The organism is Pseudonocardia yunnanensis (assembly GCF_039534065.1).
Classification (GTDB): domain Bacteria; phylum Actinomycetota; class Actinomycetes; order Mycobacteriales; family Pseudonocardiaceae; genus Pseudonocardia; species Pseudonocardia yunnanensis.
This window is the reverse complement of the sequence record NZ_BAAAUS010000013.1, coordinates 162,504-188,360: the sequence shown is the minus strand read 5'-3', so window position 1 is coordinate 188,360 and position 25,857 is coordinate 162,504. Positions and strand designations below refer to the sequence as shown.

Here is a 25,857-nt window from a genome sequence, read left to right as displayed (position 1 = left end):
CGAGGGCGGGACAGGGGACGGTTGCCTCTGCGTCACGACGTGGGGACCAGGGAAGCGCAGGCGAACCGGGAAGAGACGATCACTGTATTGACAAGCACTGACTCGACGATCAATGTATTAGCGATCACTGAGCGACCACCGCATGGCGGAGCAGCAAGGGGACGCTCAGAGCCGTCATCACATACAGCGCCACCGCTGGTCGCCAATGCTCAGTACTCACCATGAACTGGGCGACCAGAAGCGTGGTGGCTACGCCGACCCCCACGGTGAGCAACCAGACGTGCGCGGCGGGGGCCCGACGCAGGAAGCCTGCGGCGGCCCAGCCGGGCCCGAGAACGAGGAAGACGGTGGTGACGACGAACCGGACGTCGCCGATCACGCCACCTGTGATCTTCAGAACGCTCAACACGCACGCCGTGATCCCGGCCACCACCAGGAGAATGGCCACGAAGCGGCGCGCGAGCCGCGCCCGCGTGAGCTCAGCGCTTGAGGGCACGCTCACCTGGCACTCCGTTCGTCACCGACTCGCGATCGTCTCGCCGCAAGCATCTGGCGGATGGTCACCGGACACCCCGGCGGACCCGGTTGGCGTCGAAGTGTAGGGGTGCGTCCCGATCAGGACGCTTCCTCCTCCAGTGCAAAGCGAAGGGCGACGCTATCGCGTCCCTCACGGTCCACTGGAGCCGGCCGGGGCGGCGGCATCGGGCGGCGGCCGTTCACGGGGTCGGCAACCGGAGCAGCGCCGTTCAGCGAACCGGTGGAGAGCGGCCCGGCGCCGATCGGACCAGTGGAGATCGGCCCACCGTTGGAAGCGGGCTCGGCGAGCGGCGGAACCACGGGGATGCCGCCGGCGGGCGTGAGAGCCCGGGCCTGCTCCTCGACCTGAACCTTCTCGGCACGACCACGCAGCGCCCGGCGACGCTCGGCGGCCAGCGTGCGAAGCACACGGGTGCCATCGGCGAAGGTACGCAGGTTGGACTGGCCGAAGATCCGCTCGCGCTCCATCGACGGGACCTCGGTGATCTTCAGCCCCGCGGCGGCGACGCGGCAGTTGAGCACGGTCTCGATCTCGAAGCCGTCGCCCCAGAGCATCCCTTCGGGCGGGGCGGGCGCGTCGATGGGCGGAAGGTCGAGAACCGGGAGGATGTCGATCCAGAAGGCGTTGTAGCCGTAGCAGAGGTCGGTGTAGGAGGTGCCGAAGAGCGCGTTCGCCACGCCGTTGAGGCCTGCGTTGCCGGTTTTGCGCAGGAGCGTGATGTCGTCGCTGCCCCCACCGCGGACGAAGCGGCTACCCTTGGCGAAGTCGGCGCCGTCGATCAGGGCGCGGACGAACGCCGGGATCTCCGCGGGGTCGGCCGACCCGTCGGCGTCGAACATGACGATGAGGTCTCCGGTGGCGGCGGCGAACCCGCACGCCATCGCGTTACCCTTGCCCTTGCGGGTCTGGGTGATGACCTTGACCCAGGGCAGGACCCGTTGGGCGGCCTCGACCGTGCCGTCGACGGAGTTGCCGTCGACGACGATGATCTCGTGAACCGCCGGGCGCACCGCGGCGATCGCAGGGAGCACGACCTCCAGGTTCCGCGCCTCGTTCCGGGTCGGCACCACCACGGACACCCGCGGGTTGCCGTTCCGCTGCATCGCCGTTCTCCCCCCCACCGCCCACGCGGTGATTTCGCGTCCTCGGCCGCGTCGCTGCACGTTGCCGTACCCCAGGACGATCTCCATCACTGGGTTTATCTCCAAAACACCCCATCGCGTTACGTAACAATCTAGCGACGCTGTACCCCAATCGGGCCATCTTTGCTAGTGCAACTGCTGGAGCAGCGCGAGGCCGCCGATCGGCACTCTACGGATCGTGGACCTTGCCCGTCATCGAGGTACCCGATCGTGCAGTAGCGGGGGCCAGGGGCTTCGGCGCGGCCGCTGAGCGGTACGGTCGCGGCGTCCTGAAGTCGGCTGGAGAGAGGCCCGAGTTGCTGCCGATGGCGAGCGTGTCCGTCTGCATTCCGGTCTACAACGGCGCGCGCTTCTTGGCCGAGACGATCCGTAGCGTGCTTGATCAGACGTACCGCGACTTCGAACTCATCGTCCTCGACAACGCGAGCACGGACGGCAGCGGCGCGATCGCGCAGTCCTTCGCGGAACGGGATTCCCGGGTCCGCATCGAGCGCAACCCGACCACCCTGTCGCAGCCCGACAACTGGAACCGGGTGGTCCAGCTCAGCCGTTCGCCGTTGGTCAAGGTCGTGTGCGCGGACGATCTGCTCCACCCGCGCTGCCTCGAGTTCCAGGTCACACCCATGGAAGCCGACCCCGGCCTCGCTCTCGTGGCGTCGCGGCGGCACATGATCGACGAGCAGAGCCGCGTGATCGTGCCCAACCGGGGCCTGGCCGGGCTCACGGGCGTGCGCACCGGGGTGGAGGTGGCGCGAAAAGTCGTCCGCAACGGCTCCAACCCGATCGGCGAGTCGAACAACGTGTTGTTCCGCCGCGAGGACTTCTTCGCCGTGGGCGGGTGGCGCGCCGACCGCACCTACATCATGGATCTCGATCTGTGGCTCCGGCTCCTGCAGTACGGCGAGTTCCTGGGGCTGCCGGAGACGCTCGCGGCGTTCCGGATCGGACGCGGCACCGTCTCGTCGGCCCACGGCGAGGGGATCTACGAGCAGCAGCGGATGCTCCTGGAGGAGATCGGCGAATCGCCCTTCTTCCAGGTCCGCGGTGTCGATCTCGCGGTCGGACGGCTGCTCGCTCCGGCCGGACGCTCGCGCAGGCGGGCCTTGTACGCGATCTCGAAGATCGCCGCGCGCCGCAACGAAGGGGGCGACGCGGCCTGAGCCGCGCATGCCGCCCGCGGCGACATCAAGCGGCTAATCGCACATATTTTGCGATTGCCGGACGATCGCGACTAGCCTGAGCGAGTCATCGGCCGGAAGGTCGACAGCGCGCTCCTCGGGAGGTCGGGATGGCCGTCGACACGGTCCTCGCCATGCACATGAGCGACGGGCTGGTGAACGCGCCCACCGCCGCGGCGTGCGGCGTGCTGGCCGTTGCCGGGCTGGCCCTGGCTGCCACCCGTGCCCGGTCGGATCTCGACGAGCGGACGGCCCCGATGGCCGGGCTGGTCACCGCCTTCGTCTTCGCCGTCCAGATGATCAACTTCCCGATCCTGCCCGGCGCGAGCGGCCACCTGCTCGGCGGGGCGCTGGTCGCGATCCTCGTCGGCCCCTGGGTCGGCTCGCTCTGCATCGCCATCGTTCTCGCGGTACAGGCCCTGCTCTTCGCCGACGGCGGGCTCACCGCGCTCGGCACGAACATCGTCAACATGGCGCTGGTCGGCGTGTTCGTCGGTTACGCGGTGGCGGTCGCACTGCGCCCGCTCGCCCGCCGCAGTCGGGCCGGGTTGCTCGCCACGGCGTTCGTGGCCGCGTTGGTGAACACTCTTGCCGCAGCGCTCGCCTTCGTCGTGGAGTACGCGATCGGCGGCGCGGGCGGCGCTTCACTGGGCACCGTCCTCACGCTGATGCTCGGCCTGCACCTGCTGATCGGGATCGGCGAGGGGATCATCACCGCCGCCACCGTGGGAGCCGTCGCCGCGGTCCGGCCCGATCTCGTGCACCTCCTGCGCGGATCGGCACCACCACTGAGCATCCGCCGGAGTCAGAGCGGTGCCGCGGCCGAGGGGAGCGCGTCATGACCGCGCCTGCACCGAACCGTCGCTCCGCGCGCTTCTTCATCGGTTTCCTCGCCGTGGCCCTGCTCGTCGCGGGTGTCCTGTCCTACCTCGCGAGCCCCCATCCCGACGGGCTGGACACCGTCACTCTCGACGGCTGCCAGGTCGTCGAGACCGACGCCGGCGAGCAGCTCGACGGCACGTGCATCGCGCAGAACGCCGGCGGCCACACGTTCGCGGGGAGCCCGCTGGCCGACTACGCGGTGGGTGGCAGCGACGGCACGGTCGGGCTGGCCGGCGTGATCGGCGTCCTGGTCACCGTCGTCGTGGCGGGTGCGCTGTTCCAGGTGCTTCGCAAGCGGGGCGGCCCGGGGGACGAGCGCTAGTCGTGGGTGCGGGACACGCCCATCCGCTCCACCTTCCCGGGGCGTCGCCGGTGCATCGGCTCCCGGCCGAGGTCAAGATCGTCGCGGCGTTCCTCGGGATGGTGTGCGTGGTCGCCACACCGAGGGAGGCCTTCCCGGTGTTCGGCGGATACCTGGTGCTGCTGGCCGCGATCTGGGCCGTCGCACGGATCCCGCCGGGGTGGATCGCGCGGCGGTCGGTGATCGAGGCACCGTTCGTGGTGCTCGCGGTGCTTCTCCCGATCACCGGCGGCTCGCCGTACGTCGAGTGGTTCGGGCTCTCCTTGTCCGAACCGGGGCTGCTCGGAGCGTGGAACATCCTCGTCAAAGGCACGCTCGGCGTGCTGACCTCGCTCACCCTGGCCGCCACCACCTCGCTGCGCGACCTCTTGCTCGGACTGCAGCAACTGCACGTGCCCGGACCGGTCGTCACGATCGTCACCCTCATGCTGCGCTACGTCGACGTGATCGCCGCCGAGGCCGGCCGGATGCGGCTCGCCCGGATATCCCGCGGTCACGACCCGCGGTTCCTCTGGCAGGCGGGAGCCACCGCGCGCGGCGTCGGCGCCCTCTTCGTCCGCTCCTACGAGCGCGGTGAGCGGGTGCATCTCGCGATGCTGTCGCGTGGCTGGACCGGGGACATGCCGCGGCTGACCGACGCGGTCACCACGCGGAGCCAGTGGCTGATGGGGCTCGCCCCCGTGGCCGTCGCCGTAGCACTGACCGTCACCGGGTGGTCGATCACATGACAGGCGCACGCGAACCGGGAGCCGGCACCCTGCCGACGGTGGGGTCATCGGAGCCACCGCCGTCGCTGCAGGTCAGTGGCCTCGCGTTCGCCTATCCGGACGGCCGTCAGGCTCTGTTCGGGATCGATCTCCGGATCGATCGCGGCGAGCGTGTGGCGCTGCTCGGCCCGAACGGGGCCGGCAAGACCACGCTCGTGCTGCACCTCAACGGCATCCTCACCGCGGGCCGCGGCTCGGTGGCGGTGGGCGGTCTGCCGGTGGCGAAGGAGAATCTGCGGGAGGTGCGCCGGCGGGTCGGCATCGTCTTCCAGGATCCCGACGACCAGCTGTTCATGCCCAGCGTCGCCGAGGACGTGGCGTTCGGCCCGGCGAACTTCGGTGTCACCGGCGCCGAACTGCGCGCGCGTGTGGACGCGGCACTCGCCACCGTCGGCATGCAGGAGCACCGCGACCGCTCCCCCTTGCACCTGTCCGGCGGGCAGCGCAGGCGTGTTGCGCTCGCCACCGTGCTCGCGTGCGAGCCGGAGATCCTCGTGCTCGACGAGCCGTCGTCCAACCTCGACCCGGTGGCCCGCCGTGAGCTCGCCGAAGTGCTGCTCGGGCTGGACGCCACGCTGCTCATGGTCACCCACGACCTGCCGTACGCGTTGCAGCTGTGTACGCGCGGGGTGGTGCTCGACGACGGCGTGATCGTGGCCGATGCACCGCTACGCGAACTGCTCGCCGACCCTGCGCTGCTGCGCAGCCACCGGCTCGAGCTGCCCTACGGCTTCACCCTGCCCTGACAGCTCGAACCGGACGGCGCAGCAGCGCCGGTCGATTACTTCTGGTCGTCCGGATCAGCAGGCGGCACCTGCGGGAACCCGCGTGGAGGCGTGGGCATGGCGCTCTCCGGCAGGGCCGGTCGCGCCGGGCCGTTGGCGTTCGTGGGCTGCGCACCGAGCGCGGGCACCACATCCTTGCGAGCCTGCGCCTCGGCGTCGGCCACCACCTTGGCGATCGCAGGATCACCGGCGGTGTCGAACCAGTCCTTGATCGACTCGTCGTCCGCCTCGGGCTTGGACACCGTGTCATCCACCGGCGAGGGCTCGAACCGGAAGACCCCGTCGCCGCCGGGGGCACCGAGCATCCGGGTGAAGCCCTCCAGCGCCTTGCCGAAGTCGGACGGGACGATCCAGACCTTGTTGGCGTCTCCCTCGGCCATCTGCGGCAACGTCTGCAGGTACTGGTAGGCAAGCAGCTCCGGCGTCGGCTTGCCCGCCTTGATCGCGGCGAACACCTTCTCGATGGCCTTGGCCTCACCCTGGGCCTCGAGGTAGCGGGCAGCCCGGTCGCCCTGAGCGCGCAGGATGCGGGACTGCCGCTCGGCCTCGGCGTTGAGGATGGCGGCCTGCTTGGCGCCCTCCGCGGTGAGGATCTGCGCCTGCTTCTGCCCCTCGGCGCTGCGGATGGCGGACTCCCGCTGGCCCTCTGCCGTGAGAATCGTGGCCCGCTTCTCCCGCTCGGCCTTCATCTGCCGCTCCATCGACTCCTGGATCGACGCGGGCGGGTCGATGGCCTTGATCTCCACGCGGGCAACGCGGATCCCCCACCGCCCCGTGGCCTCGTCCAGCTCGCCGCGCAGCGCCGTGTTGATCACATCGCGCGAGGTGAGAGCGTCCTCCAGGCTCATCCCGCCCACGATGTTGCGCAGCGTCGTGGTGGTGATCTGCTCGACGCCGACGATGTAGTCGTTGATCTCGTAGACTGCCGACTTCGGGTCGACCACCTGGTAGTAGACGACCGTGTCGATGTCGACGGTCAGATTGTCCTGGGTGATGACCGACCGCGGCGGGAACGACACCACCTGCTCGCGCAGGTCGATCCGCTCCCGGACCTTGTCGATGAACGGCACCAGGAATACCAGACCCGGGTCGGCAGTGCCCTTGAACCGACCCAGCCGCTCGATCACCGCCGCCGTGGCCTGCGGGATGATCTGGATAGCTTTGACCAGCGATATCACGACAAGCAGGACCACGAGCACCACGACGATCAGTAGCACCGCACCATCGGCAGCCACTGTCACCACTCCCCCTTCAACCCTGCACTGGATGTCAGCGGGCCGGATCCTTGCGCACCGCCTCGCACTACGTAATTCCGGTGTACCCCTGTGGCGCCCGGATTGCCGCAGTTAGTCCTGTCCGACGACCAGCGCCGTGGCCCCGGAGATGTCCATGACCGTGACCTTGGCGCCGGGTTCGATCACCTCGAGACCGTCGCTGGACCGCGCGGACCACAGCTCGCCGCCGATCTTGACCCGGCCGTCATGGCCGTCCACCCGCGCGACGACGACAGCGGTGGTGCCGACGAGCGCCTTGTGATGCATCACGGAATGATCGATCCCGCGGTTCAACCGCCGGCGCAACGCCGGACGCGCGGCGAACACCAGCAGCACCGACACAACGACGAACGCGACCGCGCCGGCGATCGGACCGCCGACAAGAAACGAGACGCCGGCCGCCGCGAGGGCACCGCCGCCGAGCATCAGCAGTACGAAATCGCCGGAGAGCACCTCTGCGGCGATCAGCACAAGGCCCACGATTAGCCAGATCAGTGCGGCCGACATGAACCGATCCTGCCAGATCCGCGGGCCTCTGATCAGCTCGTTACGAAATCGATGAGCCTTTCAACCGCATTGATGAGGGGCACCTCGAGATCACGGAAGCTGTGCACCGCGCCGAGCACGCGGCGTGCCCCGTCCGCCGGCTCACCCCAACGCAGGGCAGCGCAGACCCCGGTCTTCCAGTCAATCCCCCTGGGCACCTCCGGCCAGGCGCGGATCCCGACGACGGACGGCTTCACCGCCTGCCACACATCGACGTACGGATGCCCCGCGACGAGTACCTCCGGTCCGGCCACCGCCGCGGCGGCGCGCGTCTCCTTCGACCCCTCCACCAGGTGGTCCACCAGCACACCGAGCCGGCGCCCCGGGCCGGGACCGAACCCCGCGACGGCGGCGGCGAGGTCGTTCATGCCGTGCATCGGCTCGACAACAACGCCCTCGACCCGCAGGTCGTGCCCCCACACGCGCTCGACGAGCTCGGCGTCGTGCAGGCCCTCCACCCAGATCCGTGCGGCCCGGGCCGTGCGGGCGGTGTGCCCCTGCACCTTGATCGAGCCGGAAGCCGAGCGGATCGGGCCCGCGGGCGCCCGCTTCGGCGGCACGAGGGTGGCGGGAGCGCCTTCGAACAGGAACGCTGCCGGACGCAGCGGGAAGACCCGTCGGCCGCCGTGCCGGTCCTCCAGGGTCACATCCCGCACGGTCACGGCGACGACCGCGCCGCAGAAGCCACTGGCCGGGTCCTCGACGACGAGGCCGGCCTCGGCGGGCACCTCCGGAATCTCCCGGCGGACCCGATTGCGGGTGCCGTCCGTTCCGAACGCCCCTCGGTAGTCGTGCGACCGCGTCACCCCGCTGTTCTACCGTTGGATCACGTTCCGGGTACGGCGCGACACGCGCATGCCCAGAACCCACCCGCCCGACCTGCGGCAACGCATCGTGTTCGCATTCACCCGCACGGCAGCGATGCTCCGGGCCCCGGACGTGGCTAGCCTGACGCCCGTGCCCTGCCCCTCCGCCACCTTCACCGTGTGGACCTCGGCCTGGCTCGCGGGTGCTGCGGCACCCGACGACGTGCTCGACGCACTCGCCCCGTGGGCAGATGCGCACGACGTCCAGGCAGCCGACGCGGACACCGCCCGCGTCACCGCGCTCCCCTCGCCTGGCGAGCCGGTGTCCTCGGTGACCTTCCTGCTCGCCGCGCTGCGCCGGTCGGCACCGCGCGGCCCGGCCCGGTTGGTCCTCCCCGTCGCCGGTGACGCACGTGGGCTCCCCGGCCCCGGCCCCTTCAGCCAGCAGGCGATGTCGGCGGGCGAGGGTGTGCTGTTCGCCGAGGCCGGGCTGGGCATCGTGCCCACGTCGGTGGCCGACGGCGTCCTGCGCTGGACCGTCTACCCCGTTGCCGATCCGGGCCCGCCGCCGGAGTTCGTCGCCCTCAACCAGGCGGAGCGCGAGCTACGCGACCAGGTCCGCCAGTCGGCGTCGGTGCTCACCTCGCTCGGCGTGGCCCGCCACCGTCCCGGGGTGCGCGAGGAGATCGCGGCCGCCTTGCGGGCGCGGCCCACGTCGTTGTGGCCTGCCGGGATGCCCGGGCAGCCGCTGCGCGTGCTGCAGCACGCCGACGAGGTGGAGGCGATCCTCGCCGCGGCGTCGGTCGACGAACCGGGTGGGGCGCTGTCCGCCTCCGCCGCCACGGCCCGTCGCGAGGCGCTGCGTCCCATCGAGACGGCGGTGCGGGTGGCCCGGCGGGCCGCCGTGGCCGAGGCCGTCCGCATTCTGGCGGCGAGCCCGCTCGTCTGACGGCGCTGCTCAGCCGCACCAGCGGGCGAGCAGCGCCCCGTACACCTCCACTGCCTGCTCCACACGCGAGGCCAGGCACCACTCGTCCACCACATGGCACTGCGCGGTCTCGCCCGGCCCCAGCACCACCGTCGGCACGGCCGCTCCTGCGCCCAGCAACCCCGCCAGCACCGATGCGTCGGTGAAGTAGCGGGCCGGCGCCTGAGGTGTGTCGTCCAGCCCGGCGTCGGCGAGCGCGGACCGGACGAGCCCGACGAACGGGTCGTCCGCGCCGGTGTCCACCGGAGCAAGCAGCACGTGGTCCGCAACGCTGACCTTGTCGCCGGCCAGGGCTCCGACTTGCGTGCGCAGCTCGTCGGGGTCGACGCCCGGCACGGTGCGGATGTCGAGCATCAGCTCCGCGGCCGCCGGCACCACGTTGGTGGCCACCCCGCCGCTGAACATGCCGACGTTCGCGGTGACGCGCCCGAACCGCTCGTCGGTGGGCCAGCCGTCGAACTCGTGCAGCGCCACACCCGCCCGCGCGAGCCGTACCACGGCGTTGTCGCCGAGCTCGGGAGCCGAGCCGTGTGCCGAACGCCCGGTGGCGCGCAGCCGCATCCAGTGGGCGCCCTTGTGGCCGAGCACCAGTTCGTTGCCCGTCGGCTCGGCCACCACCAGCGGTCCACCGCCTGCGATGGCCGACCTGGCGCCGTCGTCCAGGCCGAGCAGACCCGTGCAGCCGGTCTCCTCCCCCGCCGTCAACACGAGCTGCACGCCCCGGCAGGCATGCGGCCTGCTCGCGTGGTTCACCACGGCGATCAGGGCGGCGGCCACGCCCGACTTCATGTCGCTGGTGCCCCGCCCGACGATCCTGTCGCCGTCACGCTCGGCGCCCCACGGGTCGGCCGACCAGTCCTCGGCGTCCACCGGAACGGTGTCGAGGTGGCCGGTGAACGTCAGCGGAGGTCCGTCGCCCGGGGTGCGGGCCACGAGCTGCTCGCGCCCGTCGGCCCAACCGAGCAGCTGCGTGCCCACCCCGGCCTTCTCGATGATCGCCGCGCAATGCCGGGCGGCTGCGCCCTCACCGCCGCCGATCGTCCGGAACCGGATCAGGTCGGTGAGCAGGTCCAGCGCCGAGGTCACCGCAACACCTGCCCCTTCGTCTCGGGCAGGGTCAGGATCACCAGGAACGCGATGGCGGCACCGGCGGCCACGTACCAGAAGAACGCCTCGGCGACACCCGCACCGGACAGCGCCTGGATGACCAACGGGGCCGTGCCTCCGAACAGGGCGACGGTGAGGTTGTACCAAGCACCGATACCCAGCCCGCGCAGCGTCGTGGGGAACAGCTCGCTCATCACCGCGGGCGCGATGGAGGTCATCATCGTGTAGAGCCCGAGGCCGACGCAGAACACGACGAGCAGGTTCCCCATCCCCGGCCCGATCAGGTACGACAGCGGCACGATCAGCACCGCCGTGGCAGCCGACCACACCAGGAGCTGCGGCTTGCGCCCGTACTTGTCCGACAGCGCACCCATGGGGTACTGCAGCACCACGAACAACGCCGTCGCGATCGAGAGAGCGACGAAGACCTCGTTCGCGCTGGCACCCCGCGAGGTCACGGCGAAGGGCGTGAGCGCCGAGAAGAACGTGTAGTAGCAGAGCGTCGAGAGCAGCGTGAAGCCCACGAGCTGGCCGACGGCCTTCGGGTGCTCGCGCAACGTGGTCAGGAGCGGGTTGCGCAGGGCGTGCGCCGCGGTCTTGTTCTCCTCGAACTGATCGGTCTCCGGCATCGCCCGGCGCAGCCACAGCCCGACGAGGCCCAGCACGCCCCCGATGATGAACGGGATCCGCCAGCCGTAGGACGCCAGCTGTTCGGTGTCCATCACCTGGGTCAGCAGCGCACCGAGCAGCGACGCCACGAGCACCGCCGCACCCGTCGAGATGTAGAAGAAGGACGAGTACCGGCCGCGGCGCTCGGGCGGGGCGATCTCGGCCAGGTATGCCGAGGCGTTAGAGACCTCTCCACCCAGCGACATGCCCTGCGCGATGCGGGCGATCAGCAGCAGCGCCGGCGCGAGCCAGCCCACCATCGCGAACGTGGGCAGCAGCCCGATGGCGAGTGACCCCAGCGCCATCAGCAGGATCGTCACCAGCATCGCCGTGCGCCGCCCCCGCAGGTCGGCGAACCGGCCGAGCACCCAGCCCCCGAGCGGGCGGAAGAAGAACGCCACCGCATAGGTGGCGAGCGTGCTGAGCAGCGCGAGCGCAGCGTTCTCCTTCGGGAAGATCTGCGTGGCGAAGAAGATGCTGAACGTCACGTAGATCGTCCAGTCGTACCACTCGATGGCGTTGCCGATCGATGCTGCGACCAGAGTGCGGACGGGCAACCGGTGCCGCTCGGAGGCGACCGCGGTAGGCGGTGTGGATGTCGACGGATCGGACACGGCTACCCCTGGCTTTGCGGCGACGGAAAGTCAGCAGAGAGTAGCCACTCGACCGGCCCCCGTCACCCGCTGAGGTGAACGGCTGCCGCCTGGTGGCCTAGCCGGCGCGCACGCCGTCGATGAAGGCGCCGGCGTGATCCAATACCTCGGCGCTGGTCGTGGTGGTCTGCCCGAGGTCGATGAACACCTCGTCGACGTCCAGGTCCACCAGTGACCGGGTGTAGTCGACGAGCTGGGCCATCGTGCCTTGATGGGGAACCTGCTCGGCGTCGGCCTTCTCGTCGCTCAGGTGGGGATTGATCCGCACGATGAACCGGATGTCGCCACGATCGCGCCCGGCCGTGTCGGCCTCCCGCCGGACGCTTTCCCAGAGGTAGGACAGCGCCGGCAGCGGAGCGCCGACGCCGAGCCACCCGTCCGCCCGGCGCCCGACGCGGCGGATGGCCTGCGGCGAGAAGCCGGGGAGCAGGATCGGCGGGTGGGGCCGCTGCACGGGCTTCGGCTCGATCGGCGTCGGGACGACCGTGAACAGCGGGCCGTCGTGCTGCACCACCGCGGAGGTCCAGATCTGCTCCAGCAGGTCCAGCGTCTCTTCCAGCCGTGCTGCCTTGCCCGTCCACGGGACGTTGACGGCCGTGTACTCATCGCGCATCCAGCCGATGCCGAAACCGGCGTCGACCCGCCCCTTGCTCAGGATGTCGAGGGTGGTCAATGTCCGGGCGAGGATCACCGGCGGGTACCAGAGGGCGTTGAGCGTGCTCGTGCCCAGTCGGACCCGCTCGGTGTGGGCGGCCGCGAACGTCAGCGCGGTGAGTGGGTCGAGGTACGTGCCGAACTCGGGAGGAATCGCCGCCCTGGCTCGGGTAGGGATCGCTCGGCTCGACCGGGATGAAGAGGCGGTCCCCCGTCCACAGACTGTCGTACCCCACGGCTTCGGCGGCTCTGCTGACCTCGACGAGAGAATCGACGGTGGCCAGCGCGCCGTAATGGGGCAGGCCGAGACCGATTCGCATCCGATCACCTTTCAGGGTCTTATTTTGAGATTCACACCGCTGTCATCAACATGGCCTGTGACCAGCGACTTTCCCGATAACTACAGGCGTCAGCGCACTCGGAGGACATCAACGAAGCCGCACACCGACTGATGCGGTCAATTCACGAACATGTGCGTGATTCAGTCCACCGGGCGGTCGGTCGAGATGGCGAGGTCTGCGTAGGCCTCGAGATCGGTCAGCTGGCGCTGCAGCTTGTCGCGGATGCGCTCGACAGCCGCCTGCCCCAGCGGCAACCGCAGCGGCGCCGACCCGTCGCGCACCACCCCGATGATCGCCTGGCATGCCAGTGCGGGGTCGCCGGGCTGCTGCCCGTGCCCCGTCGAGAACCGGTTCCGCAGCGTCCCCGCGGGACCGTCCGCGTAGTCCTCGATCGGAGTGGCCCACCCGAGCGACCGGCCCAGGAAATCCGTACGGAACGGGCCCGGCTCGACGAGCGTCACCCGGATCCCGAACGGTGCGACCTCACCGGCGAGTGCCTCGGAGGCCCCTTCCAGCGCGAACTTCGAAGTGGCGTAGACGGCGTGGCCCGGGTTGGCGACGACACCGCCGACCGACGACATCTGCACGATGTGGCCGCTTCGGCGAGCCCGCATGTGGGGCAGCACGGCACGCGTGACGGCCAGCGCCCCGAACAGGTTCACCCCCAGCACCTCGTGGATCTGCTGGTCGGTCAGCTCTTCCAGCGCTCCGAGGAGGCCGTGGCCCGCGTTGTTGACGAGTACGTCGATGCCGCCGCTGTCCACCGCGGCCGAGACCGCAGCATTGATCTGCGCGGGGTCGGTCACGTCGAGGGGCAGGGCCAGTGCGGCTCCGGGGTGGCGCTCCACGAGATCGGCGACCGTCTCGGGCTTACGCGCGGTGGCCACGACCTGATCACCCTGCTCGAGCAGGGTCTCGGCAAGGGTGCGGCCGAACCCGGTAGAGGCGCCCGTGATGAACCAGCGGAGTTGGGTCATACCGCCATCCTGCGCCTCCCCACCGAAGCCGATCCCAGCCCCTCCCCGTCCCCCGCCGATCCCAAGCTGAACGAGCGGCATGGTCGTACTGACCAAGCGGACGAAGGCGCCGTTCGTGCGATGGGCTCGGGGCTGTGGCAGCCCCGGCGAGCCCGGCGGGGCGGGGCTGGACCGGGCTGGACGAGCGGCACTCTGGCGCGAACCTGGCGGATGAAGGTGCCGCTCGCAACAAGGGGTACGGGACCGTGGGCTCGACCGATGCGAACGAGCGGCACTGTCGCGTTGACCTATCGGATGAAGGTGCCGTTCGTGCGATGGGGCTCGATCAGCAGGATCCGCCCGCCGGACCGAGCCGGGCCGCGGGTCGGGCCGGGCTGGGCCGCGGGCCGGGCTGGGCCGCGGGCCAGCCGGCTGTGGGCTGGCCGGGCAAGGCTGGACGAGCAGCACTTTCGCACGAACCTAGCGCTCGAAAGTGCCGCTCATCCGAAGGAGCCCGGGGCGGCGCGTCAGACCGGCGTGGACGAGTGGCGCGGTCGTACTGACCTAGTGGACGAACGTGCCGGTCGTAGCGCGGAGTGTCAGGAGTCCTTCACGGTTGCGCCTTGGACTGCCGCGACAAGTGCTCGCAGCTCGTTGGCGCCTTGTTCGCGGAGGGCGGTCAAATCCTCCCGCGCCTGCCGGGCATCGGATCGGGCTTGCTCGACCTCATCGCGCATCCGTTCGAGCTCGACATCCGCCCGCGCCCGCAGCGCCGCCTCGGCGTCCAGCCGCGCACGGGCGCCGGTCAGCTCCCGCTCCGCCCGCTGCCGAGCCTCCTGCTCGCCGGCCAGGGCGGCGGTGGCTGCCGTGGCCCTGCGGCTGGCGTCGTCGCGGGCACTCGCGCAGGCGCTCAGTTCGGCGCGGACGGCGACGAGTTCGGCGCGGCGTTCCTCGGACTCCGCCCGCCACTCCTGTGACCGTGCCTGCGCCGCGGCGTTCTCGGCGTCGGCCCGCCCGGCTCGCACCGCTGCCTCCTGCGCTCCTCGTTCGGCTTCGGCGGTCTGGCGGGCAGCCGCGGCGGCCCGTTCCTCCGCGGCCTGGCGGCTCGCAACTGCCTCCTCGACGGCCTGACGCGCCGCGCCGAGCGCCTCGGTGGCTTCGAGCGCCTGTCGGGCGGCGGCCGTCGCCCGTTCCACGGCGGCCGTGCGCTCCTCGACCGCCCGGGCGCTCCGCTCACGCGCCTCACGGGTCTCACGCTCGGCCCGCTCTCGCGCCTGCTGCGCCTCGACCCGCGCGGCCTCGGCCTCGGCCGCACCTCGGTTGGCGGCCTCGACAGCGGTCAGGGCAGCGCCCTCCACCTCCTCCAACCGCGCCATGACGGCATCCAGCGCGGCGGCCAGTTCAGTGACGGGCGCGCGCACGGCGTCCACGTGTTCACGCAGCCGGTCGGCGTCGAGCCGGAACGAGGAGCGCCCCGAGTCGAGGCCCAGTGCGTCGAGCGCATCGCGCTCGGCGCGGGCCATCTGCGCGCAGGTACGGCCACCGGGCCACCGGGTCTCCCGGCAGAACGAGCGGCGCCGGCCGCCCTGAGGACCGGGCGGCGGCAGCTCTGCCCGGCACTTGCTGTAGCCGCAGCGTGCGGCCTCGTCGATCATGATCCGGAGGCTATCAGTTCGACGTTCGACAACTTGAAAACCGGTTCGACGTACTTAGAACTGAAGCATCCACCAACGAAACCTGTGTTTTGTTGGTGTCAGTGGACTGGATGGCGCCAGAAACTGGGAGGTGGGTGTCGGCTCTCACTGCAGTTGGCGAATTCTCAGTGGAGTTGGCGAGCTGTCCTGGCGCAGCGGAGGTGATGCCGGCGCAGTGAGCTGGTGCAAAGGCCGGGCTACCTGATGCCTGACGCAGGAAAGGTGATGCGGCCCTGCCACGATTGGCAGTCGTGGTTCCGGGTCGGCGACGCCCCACGTCACCGCTGGCCGAACATGACCTGGCTCGGTGCACTCGATAGCGGCTCAGTGCACACGCAGGCGCGAACGCGGTCCGCGCCGCAGACCTGCTCTGCCCTTGTGCACGGCGACCCTTGCTGCTGGCCGTCCAACTCGGGATGGTCCGGCGGACCCTCCACCGCCGCTCCGACCGAAGAGCTGGCCACGCATAAACGGCCGACGCCCTGTGGGGAGCTCTTCGCTGCGCCGTGGCGACGGCCGGGTTGTACCTGGGTACAGGCTTAGCGACGTGGTGTCGGGTTCTCAACGGCGCTGCGGAGGTGGCGAGATGGCGGTGATGGTCACCGGGGAGACGTTCGATCGTGAGGTGGGGGCATCTTCGGTGCCGGTGGTCGTGGAGTTATTCGCGACCTGGTGTGGCGATTGCCGGCGTGTGACGCCGGTCCTGGATCACCTAGCTGCGGAGTTCGTGGCGTCGGTGAAGTTCGTGCAGGTCAACGCGGACGAGTGGGCCGAGTTGGCGGAGCGGTCTGGGGTGTCGTCGACGCCGACGCTGTTTGTCGTGGATGGCGGCCAGCAGGTGGCGACCGTGGTGGGTGCCCAGCCGGAGGCGGTGTTGCGGGGTTCGTTCGAGCAGGCCACCGGCCGTGTGGATGGTGCTCGGTCGGAGCTGGCGTGGGTGCCTGTTGATGCGTGCACGCTGTCGACGGCTGAGCAACCGACCCGGCTGGCGGAGCTCGACGATCTGTTCGCGTCGCTTCGGGGATTGCGCTGAGAGGAGCCGGTGGTGGCTACGGCTGCGACTCGATAACGGCGAGGGTGTCGAGGCCAGGGCGCATGACTTGACCGCGCGGGAGGCGTCGTGACTTCGATGTCCAAAGTGGCGATGGCGAGCTGGGGGTGGATGTGCGAGTGCCGGTGAGTCGGGTCGTGGTGCTGGATGGGCTCACGGGGCAGGCGGAGGCCGCGTACGCAGCGCGGGTGTGAAGGAGCCGGTGATGAGGTCCGGACAGCTGGCTAAGGCGGCCGGGGTGAACCTGCAGACGTTGCGCTACTACGAGCGCCGAGGCCTGCTGCCCGAGCCTCGTCGGACGCTGGGCGGGTACCGCGAGTACGACGAGGACGCGGTTGCGTTGTTGCGTGTGGTGAAGTCCGCGCAGCGGCTCGGGTTCACCCTCGACGAGGTGGCCGAACTGCTCGACGCCGGTCGGCGGCAACACCCGACCCCGGATCTGCAGGAGCGGGCCCGAGCGAAGGTCGCCGAGGTTGTGGCCTGCATGGCGGATCTCGCCCGGATCCGCGACGGGCTGCTCCAGATCGTGCAGGCGCGCTGCGACAACCCCACGCACTGCACATGCCTGCATCAGGGCCAGGTGCTTACAGGTCGTCGACTTGTAGGTCGTGGCGGACTCGGCGGAAGGTGGCTGGGTGCCGCCAGACGGGCCGGCCGCGCACGGTGTCGACCGCTGCGTCGACGGCGAGCTCCACGACGACGGTCGGCTCTACTCGCGTGTACTCGACGGGGGCGGCGTCTCCAAACCTCGCCGGGGGTAGTACTGGTGGCCAGGGGTGCTGCTCGTCGGGGGTGCGCAGCAGGGCGCCGAGGGCTGATCGGGCGGCGCGTGGGAGCGGGCCGGTGCGCCCGGCCACCCGCAGGCGCCCAGCCTTGTCACGGCGGCCGAGGACCAGCGCGACCGGTGTGGTGAGCGGGCCCAGGACGCCGCCCACGATCGCCTCCGCACTGGTTCTGGTCTTGACCTTCCGCCAGGCGCGCCGTGACGGTAGATAGCCGTGATCAAGCCGCTTCGCGACGACGCCCTCGATCCCGGCGTCGAGGTGCCCAGTGAGCCATGCGCGGGCGGCCTCGCCGTCGGTGGTCATGGGCACGACCGCGAGCGGCGGCGCGGTGCCATCGAGCAGCTGCAGGAGTAGCGCGCGGCGGATCCGGTAGGGGTGGGTGCGCAGGTCGGTGCCCCCTGCAGCGAGGACGTCGAACACGACGAAGGTGGCGGGCGCTTCGGTGGCGGCCTGGCGTGTGGCGGTGAGGCGGCGCTGCAGCGCCATGAAGTCCAGTCCAGCAGTCCGGCACACGACGAGTTCGCCGTCGAACACGACGTGGCCGGCGAACTGGTCGGCGATGGCGGCGACGATCTCAGGGAAGTAGCGGGTGAGGGGTCGGTTCTGGCGGGAGTGCAGCCGCACGCGCCGCCGGTCCGCGGTGGCGATCGCGCGGAACCCGTCGAACTTAGGCTCGAACGCCCACGGCCCTGCTGCGGGCAGGTCCAACGCTGGTCGGGCGACCATCGGCTGCACGGGCGGGCGGAGCACCTCGGGACGATATGCAGGTCACAGCGCGCTGACCTGCGGCGGACTCTCCGCATAGGGCGATCTTGCAGGCGTTAGGTGGGTCGTGGGCCGCGCGCCGTCGGAACGGCGTCACTCCAGCGAGTTTGCGAAGCTGCCCCGATGTCGAAGTCGGCGGAGCAGGATGGCCGTCATGTCCAGTGCCAGCGCCGACACGATCACCGTCGTGGACCGTCTCCTCGCCGCCGGGTGGAGCCTGGAGCGGCGGAGGAGCACCTGCGGGCTGGCCGGGTGGAGGTCAACGGGGAGCTGGTGACGGACCCATACCGGCCTGCGCCTCCGCCGGCGCGGCTGGTGTTGGTCGCCGGGTGACGAACCACTCGGTGGAGTTCCTCCAGCGCCGCGGCTTCGCGCGCGTCGACACGTAGACTTCCGCCTCGCCGTGCTTCCCCCGCGGCCCATCTGTCTCGACGAGCGAGGGCACCGCCATGGGAAGCAACAGCAGGTACGACCGGGACCGGCCGGCGGGCGATCGTGAGGCCGCAGAGTCCCGGGCACTCCACTTGATCGCCGAGCTCGTCGATGGCTATCCCGGGATCACCTCTCGGGTCGTGGCCGGCCAGGTGTCCGCTGTTCTGCAGGCCGTGGCGATCGAGCTGGGCAACGGCAGGCCCGTTCCGGTGGGGGTGCGCCGCGCTGTCCGGGGACTCGCCGACGCGATGCGGCGGGAGATGCAGCCCCACGCGTGATGACGGGCGAGGGCGGACGGGGATCTTGCGGCCTACCAGCTGCGGCGTGCCGAGATGCCGCCCGGCCGTGTGTCCTCAGCCCGCCAGGAGGCAGTCGGGGTCGGCCGCCCGGGGCGCGGTCCGGTTCGCGACGGGTGAATGGCGCCTTCGGAGGCCCCGATCGGCTGATGGCGGTGCTCACGGGATGGGGGTGATGACCGCGCGTCCTTGGATCTTGCCGTCGTGCAGGAGCTGGTAGGCCTCGCCGGCGCGTTCCAGAGGGAAGTGCTCGACCAGGATTTTGATCTTTTGCTGCTGGGCAAGGGTGATCACTTCCATGAGCTCGGGGATGGAGCCCCAGTAGGGCGAGGCGACGGAACACTCGTGCGGCGGGTTCGAGAAGTTGACCGGTAGGGCTCCGCCGCCGAGACCGACGATGGTCAGGTGGCCAAGCACCCGGGCCATCTGAGCAGCCATTCGCAAGGTCTGGTCTATGCTGACCATGTCCAGCACGAGTTCAGCGCCCTGCCGCTGCGTCATATCCCTAATGCGCGTGACCGCCTGGTCACCTGACAGCAGTGCCTCGTCTGCGCCCATGCGTTTGGCGATCTCCAGCTTGTCGGCGGCGGTGTCCACGGCGACGACGGTGGTCGCCGCGCTGAGCGCTCGCAGAATCTGGATGGTCATCTGGCCCAGACCGCCAGCCCCGATCACCACCGCGGTCGAGCCCGGCCCCAGCAGGTGCAGTGACCGCTTCACGGCGTGATAGCTGGTCAGTCCCGCGTCGCTGAGCGGGGCGGCCACGCGCGGATCGAGGCTGCCCAGCGGGAGCAGGAATCGCGACGCCGGGACCAGCAGGTACTCGGCCATTCCGCCGTCGTGACTGCCCAGGCCCCCGCCCAGACCGCCGGTCTTCTGGCAGTAGTTCTCCCGGCCCTCCCGGCAGTTGGTGCACAGCCCGCAGCCCCAGGGACCGTAGACGATCACGGGGTCCCCCGGCGCCAACCCGGTGACCCCCGGTCCCAGCGTCTCCACCCACCCCGCATTCTCATGGCCGAGCGTGAAAGGCAGCCTGACTCCGTCTCCGGGCGCGGGCGGGGATGCCTGCATGATGTGCAGGTCGGAATGGCAGGCGCCGGCGCCCGCAACCTTCACCAGGACCTGCCCGGGCGCGGGCTCGGGCACCGGCACCTCGCGCAGCTCGGGCGGTTTTTGCCATTCGATGAGTTGGAAAGCCCGCATAGCGAATCCTTTCCGCAAGCTGTGTCAGCCGCGGATCCCGTCGATGTCGACCAGGAGATGGCGGGGGCCGCGGAAAATCTGGTTGTGGCGGTACGGCGGCGGGTCGACGACGAGCCTGGGGTTCTCCACGCGACGGACGAACTCGCCGACCGCGGCCTGGACTTCGAGCCGGGCGAGCGGAGCGCCGAAGCAGAAGTGAATGCCCTGGCTGTAGCCCAGGTGCTGGTTGTCGGGGCGTTCGAGGTCGAGCTGGTCGGGGTTCGTGAACCGTTCCGGGTCGCGGTTCGCCGAGCCGTACACCAGGAAGATCGGCGCGCCCTTCGGGATGGTGGTGCCCGCGATCTCGATGTCCTCGAGGGCAGAGCGGGTGTGCCAGAACTGGACCGACGACTCGAAGCGCAGCAGCTCCTCGACCCCGGGCACGATCAGCTCGGGCCGGCGGTGCAGCTTCTCGAGCGCGTCGGGGTGCCGCAGCAGGGTGAGCACGCTGTGGGCGATCAGGTTGACCGTGGTTTCATGCCCGGCGAAGAGCAGGAGCACGGCATTGCTGACGAGCGCGCCCTGGGACATGCGCCCTTCCGGGCCTTCGTCGTGCACCATCGCCGAGAGCATGCCCGCGCCGGGTTGTTCGGCGTAGTGGTCGAGCAGCCCGGTGATGTATTGCCCGAACTCCTGCACGCTCTGGCGACCCCCTTCCACCTGGCGCTGTATCTCCTCGGAGGCGAACTCCGGGCCAAGGTCGAAGCCTTCCAGGGCGGTCTGGATCCAGGCGTGGAAGCGCCGCTCGTCTTCCAGTGGCACGCCCAGGATCTTGCAGATCACGGTCACCGGCAGGGGGTAGGCGAACTCGTCGACGACGTCGATCCGGGTTTTGCCCTGCAGCTTGTCGAGGAGGCCGGCGACGATACGGCGGATCTCGGGCTCCAGGTCAGAGATCAGGTGAGGCGAATCCGGCGGGCCGTAGAAGTGCCGCATCATCATGCCGCGATCTCGATCATGTTCGGGTGGGTCAGAGGTGATGATGTTCGGATCCAGAACGACCTCGGTAATCGTCTCGTGCCCCTGCTCGGCCGGGACCGCGACCGGACGCTTTGTGACATCCGAGCTGACCCGGGGGTCGTGGAGCAACTCGACGATCTCGCCGTAGGTGCTGACGACGTAGGTGCCGTCCGGCTGCCGCGCCACCGGGGTCTTGCGGAGCTCGGCGTAGAGCGGATACGGATTGGCACGGTTGGCGTAACGGAGGACCTGCTGCCAGGGGGTTTCCTCGGCCATGATGCTGCCCTGCTTCCTGTTGTGTTCTCCGGTTACAGGTGTGATTCCGAGCGGCGTGTCAGTGTCGAGGCCGGAACTCGGCGCTCCGCTCGCTCGGGTCGTGGCCGGTCAACACAACGTCGGGTATCGCGGTCGGGACACCCGGCTCCGGGAACTCGGCCGGGATCGGCTTCATGTCGTCGGGCCGATCCCAGCCCGGCGGCGGGGGCGGGAACGGAGCCGAGTGCTCGATCAGCCGCCCGTAGTACTCCAGCCACTTGCCGTGATTGAAGGTGACGGCGGCGACGATGCGACCCCGGCGACCGTAGGCGGCGGCGAAGCGGCGCTTCTCGACGGACCCCTGCGTGAAGACGATCTCGTCGCCGAAGGGCGGCACGCCAACTGACTTGATGTTGACGCCGAACTGGCCGGACCAGAAGCCGGGCAGCAACAGATGCGGGTGGTAGTCGGGCTCAAGGTTCACCATGTTGTGGGCCGCGACCTTGGCGCCGAAAACGGCATTGTCCCAGTGCTCCATCGCGAGGAACTGGTACTCGTAGAGCACGTGGGGCGCGCGCGCCACGTCGCCGGCCACATAGATGCTGTCGGTCACCACGGCGTTGATGTCGAAGGCGCGACCGCCGGCGTCGCAGCCGACGCCCCAGAAGCCGGCCGCCAGCCCGGAGCCCTCCAGCCATTCCACATTGCGGATCGAGCCCAGCGAGGCCACCACCACGTCGGCCTCGATGGTGGTCCCGTCCGAGAGCCGAGCGCCCCGCACGTGCCCGCTCACGTCGCCCTCCAGCGACGACACACCCACCCCGCAGCGCAGGTCCACGCCGTGGTCGCGGTGCATCTCCGCGGCGATCTCGCCGATCACCCCGCCGAGCGCGCCCACCAGCGGCGCCGAGCCCCGCTCGGCGACGGTCACCGGGATATCGAGTTCCCGGCAGACGGAGGCCATCTCCGAGCCGATGAACCCGGCACCGATGATCAGGACCCGCGACGGCCGCGCGGCCAGCGCCTGTTGTAGCCGGGCGGCGTCATCACGCGAGCGCAGCGTGTACACCCCTTCCAGGGCGGCCTCGGTCGGGTTGGGCCACTGCCGGGCGCGGGTCCCCGTGGCGATCAGCAACCGGTCGTACGGGACCTGATCGCCATTGGCCAAGCGCACCTGCTTGGTGGCCCGGTCCAACCCGGTGGCGGCCACCCCGAGCCGCCACTCCGCATCCAGTGCCCGCAAGCGGGGCAGCTGGGTGTGGTCGGCCGGCACCCAGCCTTTGAGTACCTGCTTGGACAGCGGGGGACGGTCGTAGGGCTCATATGGCTCGTCCCCGATGATGGTCAGAGGCCCGCTGAAGCCCTCCTCGCGTAAGGCTTCCGCGGCCCGCAGTCCCGCCAGGGAGGCGCCGACGATGACTATCCGGCCGTTGGCCTTGAAGTCGCGCACCAACTCCGTGAGCGTTGCCCGCATGGTCATGACGTCACACTCCGCTCCGCACCGTCCAGGCGGTCGATCACGATCGCTTGCACCGGGCAGGCCGCTACGGCTCGCTCAACGTGCAAGCGCCGCGCGTCATCGGGGTTCGGCTCGTAGGTAAGCGCCTCCTCACCGCTCAATCTGAAAAACTCGGGGGCCAGAAACACGCACTGCGCGTATCCCTGACATCGATTCAGGTCCACAACGATCCGCATAGGTAGACCCCTTCCCCTCCACGCCTTCCGTCGCATAGCGACCATTGACGCGGTCATCCGGCTTGGCGGAAATTCGGCCCTGCGCCACGTGACCCGGCTGGACCGCCACCTCATCGCCCCAGCCGAGCACGCCTCTCAAGGTCGCGCTGCCCGCGACCGCCGGGATCTCGAGTTCATGGCCATCTGCAATACGTCGCTCCCCCGGCCACCACAGCCGAGCAGGGGCAGTCTCCTCGCCGCGGATCCCCCCGCCAACCGGCCAAGATCCCGCGACTGTCGACCGGTCGTCACCCGTCTGCCCCGGGCTGTCCAGGTGGGCGAGCGGTGACGGCAAATGCGTCCCTCGGACGGCCCCAGCTCGCCCCATATGAGGTACAAAAGAGTGGCGCCGGGAAGGACGGTCGATCGCCTAGTCGAGTGATGTTCGGCCCACTCGCCGGTCCATACGCAGGTGGCGATGTCAATGCTCCAGACGGCGGCGTCGACGGCGCCTTCGAAACTGACCCCCTGTCGACCCTTGGGGTCCGAATGCTTGTCCCGACACAGCTGATCATGAAAAGCGTGTTGATGACGAGCCGCTGGCGCAAGCGCCGGGCGAAGCGCGTCTGACAGCACCATCAGCGCACGGAGGGGCACGGTCATCCCCGCGGCCCAACCCGAGACGAAAGCCTTGGCCGGAAATGCGTCGCGGACAGCCCGGGCGCGACCTGCATGACGTAGTCGGTGCGCCGGCCGCGGTCCACGTGCGTGCGGTAGATCAGCCGCGGGCGCTGTCCCGGCTTGATGCACACCAGCACAGCCAGCGAGACCCGCTTGGCGCCCGCGACGGTCACCCGCACCACCGAGGGGCGACCCGTGCCGGCCCGTGGTGCGGCCCTTGGGCGGCCTCAGCCCGTGGCCCGCCTCGTCCTCGAAGCACTGGCAGGCGCCCAGGTCCGCCGCCATCCCTTGATCGCCGGCTACCGTTCGTCCGTTCAGCCGGCGATCTTTTCCTCGTCGCGCTCGGCGGCCTGGCGGGCCGGGGCCTGCACGCTCCAGCCGATAACCCGGTCCGGCAGCTGCGCGATCGTGTGCTGATGTCCGCGCAGGGCCAGCCGGGCAAGGCCTGGCGTCCCGCCGCCGGCCGCGGCGGCTGCGGGCGACCTCCACCCGTCCCGCCGGGGTGATGCCCCTGCTCGCCGCGCTGGGGTGATGCCCCTGCTCGCCCCGACGGCGCCGTCGCTGGCGTTGCCCGGGGTGGCCGTGGTCGCGGGTGATGATCTCCGAGTCCAGGTCCACCGCGATGTGGCCCTTGTAGCCGTCGAACCCGCGCGCGGAGGTCTTGTGCCCGTGCCAGGCACCAGGGTCCACAGTGGAGATCACCCGGTCGCGCGCGACCCGCCGCGCAATCCGGAACACCTTGTCCGGGCCCTGCTCCAGATCCTGGCCCAGCACCGTGGCCAGCAGCGTCGCCGCCTGCTCCACCGCCTCGGCGAGCTCGCGGCCATCCAGCACGTCCTGCAGCTCATACCCGTCCCGGGCCCGGGAGTCGATCAATTCCTCACGGGCGGCCCCTCGTCCCAGTCGATCTGCGGCTTGCCGTTGCCGGCGTAGTCGTCCCTGCTGCTCAGCGCCGCCCGCAGCGGCGCGGCCAGGTCGGCGTCGGCGGCGGCGGGCAGGCCACGCACCGCCGAGCGGATCAACGTCACGGTGGCCATCGTGGCCACCGCGTCATACAGAGTGGTCGAATCCAGCACCCGGCGCCGCCCGACCAGCCCGGCCGCGTGCGCCGCCTGCAGACCCACCTCGAAGATCCGGTCCGGTGGGTCGAACGACGCAGCCGCGCGCATGTCCGCCAGCACCGTGTGCGCGAAGCTGCCCCACTAGCGCTGAGCTGAGAGGCGCGGATACGGCGGGTGAGGCTGCGAGGAGGAGTGCGCCGCGGCGTCTGGCGAGCCGCAGGGTGATTGCGGAAGGTACCGGCCAGATTCGGCAGGGCGACACCAGGGACCGGCCAGGGTCGTCGACGGGCGCGACCGACGTGCCCCATGCGCGACCGTCGGTCCCAGCGCCACTCACCGACGGCCCACGCTTTTCAATCGGGGAGGGACGGTGTACATCTCACACGAGCACCTTTGACACGGTACTCCGACACATGAAGCAGAACATTAAGACGGTCGAGGATCGAAACGATCCAGCGGGCAAGGGCTGCCGGATACGTACGCGCAGGGCATCACGCCAAGAAGGCGCGGAGCAGCCCCTCAGATCTCCGGTTCTACAGCGGGTGAAGGACCCTACCTCGGGAGTCGACAATGCAGGACCTACTGAACAGATACGGCGGCATCGGGACGTCCCTCGTTATCGACCTGGTGGCCCTCTTCCTGATGACCTACGTCCTGTACTTCCGCCGCCATTGGCGCACGGACCTGCTCCTGTCCTACTCCGCACTGAACATCGGCGTCTTCGTGACGATGTCGGTGCTCACCAAGGTGCGAATAGAGATCGCGGTGGGCTTCGGCCTGTTCGCGATCCTCTCGATCATTCGGCTGCAGGCGGGCCGCGTGAGCCAGCAGGAGGTGGGGTACTACTTCCTCGCGCTGGTTCTGGGTCTGCTCAACGGTTTGGGTTTGGAGGACCGCGGGTTGACCGTGGCGATGAACGTCGTGTTGTTGCTGGTCGTGCTCGGCGTCGACTGCAAGCCGCTGCGCGATCGCTCCCGGCGCATGGACGTTAAGCTCGAAGGGGTATACACGAACGAGGCGGCGCTGGTTGCCGAGCTCGAGCGCAAGCTCGGTGGGCGAGTGGCCTACCAGGAGATCACCGAGATCGACCTGATCGACGGCCACATGGTCATCGACGTGCGGCTGCAGCCGGGGCACGGCGTCATCGAGCCGCCACTGCAGAGGACGAATGAGGTCCGGGAGGGTGTGTGACCCGTCGGGTCGATGAGCACGGCGGGTGGTGCTGCGGCCGGTCGTCGCACTCGTCGCGCTGGCCATGTCGGCTGCGGTGGCCGGCTGCGCCGGTGGCCCCCGGCCGTCGCCGCCGGGCGGGGC

The 25,857-nt window shown here is 70.0% G+C and carries 26 protein-coding genes and 1 pseudogene; 11 read left to right on the top strand and 16 right to left on the bottom strand.

What is annotated here, in order from left to right:
* Positions 1–124: 124 nt before the first annotated feature.
* Both ABD743_RS14670 and ABD743_RS14665 read right to left on the bottom strand, forming a co-directional pair.
* Positions 125–502: a hypothetical protein gene (locus tag ABD743_RS14670; RefSeq protein WP_344722595.1), complete on the bottom strand. Its 378-nt coding sequence runs from the start codon at positions 500–502 to the stop codon at positions 125–127.
* Between the two features lie 113 nt (positions 503–615).
* Positions 616–1,641, bottom strand: a complete 1,026-nt coding sequence (locus tag ABD743_RS14665; RefSeq protein WP_344722594.1) for a glycosyltransferase family 2 protein — start codon at positions 1,639–1,641, stop codon at positions 616–618.
* A gap of 344 nt (positions 1,642–1,985) precedes the next feature.
* Between ABD743_RS14665 and ABD743_RS14660 the strand changes: the two genes are divergently transcribed.
* The 5 genes from ABD743_RS14660 to ABD743_RS14640 all read left to right on the top strand — a co-directional run bounded on the left by ABD743_RS14660 (position 1,986) and on the right by ABD743_RS14640 (position 5,614).
* Positions 1,986–2,840: a glycosyltransferase family 2 protein gene (locus ABD743_RS14660; RefSeq protein ID WP_344722593.1), complete on the top strand. Its 855-nt coding sequence runs from the start codon at positions 1,986–1,988 to the stop codon at positions 2,838–2,840.
* A 128-nt stretch (positions 2,841–2,968) separates the two neighbouring features.
* Positions 2,969–3,700, top strand: a complete 732-nt coding sequence (locus tag ABD743_RS14655) for an energy-coupling factor ABC transporter permease (protein WP_344722592.1) — start codon at positions 2,969–2,971, stop codon at positions 3,698–3,700.
* Positions 3,697–4,062 carry a PDGLE domain-containing protein gene (locus ABD743_RS14650; protein WP_344722591.1) on the top strand — a complete coding sequence of 122 codons (366 nt, stop codon included), beginning with the start codon at positions 3,697–3,699 and terminating at the stop codon, positions 4,060–4,062. Before ABD743_RS14655 ends, ABD743_RS14650 begins: the two co-directional genes overlap by 4 nt.
* Positions 4,063–4,064: 2 nt before the next feature.
* Positions 4,065–4,829 (top strand): cobalt ECF transporter T component CbiQ, encoded by a 765-nt coding sequence (cbiQ, locus tag ABD743_RS14645; protein ID WP_344722590.1) that lies wholly within the window; start codon positions 4,065–4,067, stop codon positions 4,827–4,829.
* Positions 4,826–5,614 carry an energy-coupling factor ABC transporter ATP-binding protein gene (locus tag ABD743_RS14640; RefSeq protein ID WP_344722589.1) on the top strand — a complete coding sequence of 263 codons (789 nt, stop codon included), beginning with the start codon at positions 4,826–4,828 and terminating at the stop codon, positions 5,612–5,614. The genes cbiQ and ABD743_RS14640 overlap by 4 nt, the downstream gene beginning before the upstream one ends.
* A gap of 35 nt (positions 5,615–5,649) precedes the next feature.
* Here ABD743_RS14640 and ABD743_RS14635 read toward each other — a convergent pair whose 3' ends face one another.
* The 3 genes from ABD743_RS14635 to ABD743_RS14625 all read right to left on the bottom strand — a co-directional run bounded on the left by ABD743_RS14635 (position 5,650) and on the right by ABD743_RS14625 (position 8,279).
* A complete protein-coding gene (locus ABD743_RS14635; protein WP_344722800.1) occupies positions 5,650–6,870 on the bottom strand; it encodes an SPFH domain-containing protein in 1,221 nt (406 codons plus the stop codon).
* Positions 6,871–6,999: 129 nt separating this feature from the next.
* A complete protein-coding gene (locus ABD743_RS14630; protein WP_344722588.1) occupies positions 7,000–7,434 on the bottom strand; it encodes an NfeD family protein in 435 nt (144 codons plus the stop codon).
* A 32-nt stretch (positions 7,435–7,466) separates the two neighbouring features.
* Positions 7,467–8,279 (bottom strand): DUF3097 domain-containing protein, encoded by an 813-nt coding sequence (locus ABD743_RS14625; RefSeq protein WP_344722587.1) that lies wholly within the window; start codon positions 8,277–8,279, stop codon positions 7,467–7,469.
* A 115-nt stretch (positions 8,280–8,394) separates the two neighbouring features.
* On the opposite strand from ABD743_RS14625, the gene ABD743_RS14620 reads away from it, so the two are divergent.
* Positions 8,395–9,228 (top strand): hypothetical protein, encoded by an 834-nt coding sequence (locus tag ABD743_RS14620; RefSeq protein WP_344722799.1) that lies wholly within the window; start codon positions 8,395–8,397, stop codon positions 9,226–9,228.
* Between the two features lie 9 nt (positions 9,229–9,237).
* On the opposite strand, the gene ABD743_RS14615 is transcribed toward ABD743_RS14620, so the two are convergent.
* The 5 genes from ABD743_RS14615 to ABD743_RS14595 form a co-directional block, all read right to left on the bottom strand.
* Complete coding sequence (locus ABD743_RS14615; protein ID WP_344722585.1) at positions 9,238–10,353, bottom strand: M20 family metallopeptidase; 1,116 nt, start codon at positions 10,351–10,353, stop codon at positions 9,238–9,240.
* A complete protein-coding gene (locus ABD743_RS14610; protein WP_344722584.1) occupies positions 10,350–11,657 on the bottom strand; it encodes an MFS transporter in 1,308 nt (435 codons plus the stop codon). Before ABD743_RS14610 ends, ABD743_RS14615 begins: the two co-directional genes overlap by 4 nt.
* 97 nt (positions 11,658–11,754) lie before the next feature.
* Positions 11,755–12,678 (bottom strand): LLM class flavin-dependent oxidoreductase, encoded by a 924-nt coding sequence (locus tag ABD743_RS14605; RefSeq protein ID WP_344722583.1) that lies wholly within the window; start codon positions 12,676–12,678, stop codon positions 11,755–11,757.
* A 153-nt stretch (positions 12,679–12,831) separates the two neighbouring features.
* Complete coding sequence (locus ABD743_RS14600; protein WP_344722582.1) at positions 12,832–13,668, bottom strand: oxidoreductase; 837 nt, start codon at positions 13,666–13,668, stop codon at positions 12,832–12,834.
* Between the two features lie 578 nt (positions 13,669–14,246).
* Positions 14,247–15,302 (bottom strand): coiled-coil domain-containing protein, encoded by a 1,056-nt coding sequence (locus ABD743_RS14595; RefSeq protein ID WP_344722581.1) that lies wholly within the window; start codon positions 15,300–15,302, stop codon positions 14,247–14,249.
* A 625-nt stretch (positions 15,303–15,927) separates the two neighbouring features.
* On the opposite strand from ABD743_RS14595, the gene ABD743_RS14590 reads away from it, so the two are divergent.
* Positions 15,928–16,374, top strand: a complete 447-nt coding sequence (locus ABD743_RS14590; RefSeq protein WP_344722580.1) for a thioredoxin family protein — start codon at positions 15,928–15,930, stop codon at positions 16,372–16,374.
* Between the two features lie 223 nt (positions 16,375–16,597).
* Positions 16,598–16,903, top strand: a pseudogene (locus tag ABD743_RS44495) (MerR family transcriptional regulator); the annotation flags it as partial.
* A gap of 73 nt (positions 16,904–16,976) precedes the next feature.
* Here ABD743_RS44495 and ABD743_RS14585 read toward each other — a convergent pair.
* On the bottom strand, positions 16,977–17,927 hold the full coding sequence (locus ABD743_RS14585) for an ATP-dependent DNA ligase (protein WP_344722579.1): 951 nt from the start codon (positions 17,925–17,927) through the stop codon (positions 16,977–16,979).
* Between the two features lie 169 nt (positions 17,928–18,096).
* Here ABD743_RS14585 and ABD743_RS14580 point away from each other — a divergent pair, with 169 nt between their 5' ends.
* Both ABD743_RS14580 and ABD743_RS14575 read left to right on the top strand, forming a co-directional pair.
* Complete coding sequence (locus ABD743_RS14580) at positions 18,097–18,219, top strand: hypothetical protein (protein ID WP_344722578.1); 123 nt, start codon at positions 18,097–18,099, stop codon at positions 18,217–18,219.
* Positions 18,220–18,391: 172 nt separating this feature from the next.
* Positions 18,392–18,652 carry a hypothetical protein gene (locus tag ABD743_RS14575; RefSeq protein WP_344722577.1) on the top strand — a complete coding sequence of 87 codons (261 nt, stop codon included), beginning with the start codon at positions 18,392–18,394 and terminating at the stop codon, positions 18,650–18,652.
* A gap of 177 nt (positions 18,653–18,829) precedes the next feature.
* On the opposite strand, the gene ABD743_RS14570 is transcribed toward ABD743_RS14575, so the two are convergent.
* From ABD743_RS14570 to ABD743_RS14550, 5 genes are all read right to left on the bottom strand, one after another.
* Positions 18,830–19,873, bottom strand: a complete 1,044-nt coding sequence (locus ABD743_RS14570; protein WP_344722576.1) for an NAD(P)-dependent alcohol dehydrogenase — start codon at positions 19,871–19,873, stop codon at positions 18,830–18,832.
* 24 nt (positions 19,874–19,897) lie between these two features.
* The gene (locus tag ABD743_RS14565) at positions 19,898–21,148 is read right to left on the bottom strand and encodes a cytochrome P450 (RefSeq protein ID WP_344722575.1); all 1,251 of its coding nucleotides are present in this window, start codon (positions 21,146–21,148) and stop codon (positions 19,898–19,900) included.
* A 58-nt stretch (positions 21,149–21,206) separates the two neighbouring features.
* The gene (locus ABD743_RS14560; RefSeq protein ID WP_344722574.1) at positions 21,207–22,607 is read right to left on the bottom strand and encodes an NAD(P)/FAD-dependent oxidoreductase; all 1,401 of its coding nucleotides are present in this window, start codon (positions 22,605–22,607) and stop codon (positions 21,207–21,209) included.
* The gene (locus ABD743_RS14555; RefSeq protein ID WP_344722573.1) at positions 22,604–22,822 is read right to left on the bottom strand and encodes a ferredoxin; all 219 of its coding nucleotides are present in this window, start codon (positions 22,820–22,822) and stop codon (positions 22,604–22,606) included. The genes ABD743_RS14560 and ABD743_RS14555 overlap by 4 nt, the downstream gene beginning before the upstream one ends.
* A 1,532-nt stretch (positions 22,823–24,354) precedes the next feature.
* Entirely contained in the window at positions 24,355–24,651 is a 297-nt protein-coding gene (locus ABD743_RS14550; protein ID WP_344722572.1) for a hypothetical protein, read from the bottom strand.
* Positions 24,652–25,113: 462 nt separating this feature from the next.
* Here ABD743_RS14550 and ABD743_RS14545 point away from each other — a divergent pair, with 462 nt between their 5' ends.
* Entirely contained in the window at positions 25,114–25,734 is a 621-nt protein-coding gene (locus tag ABD743_RS14545; RefSeq protein WP_344722571.1) for a DUF4956 domain-containing protein, read from the top strand.
* Positions 25,735–25,857: the final 123 nt, after the last annotated feature.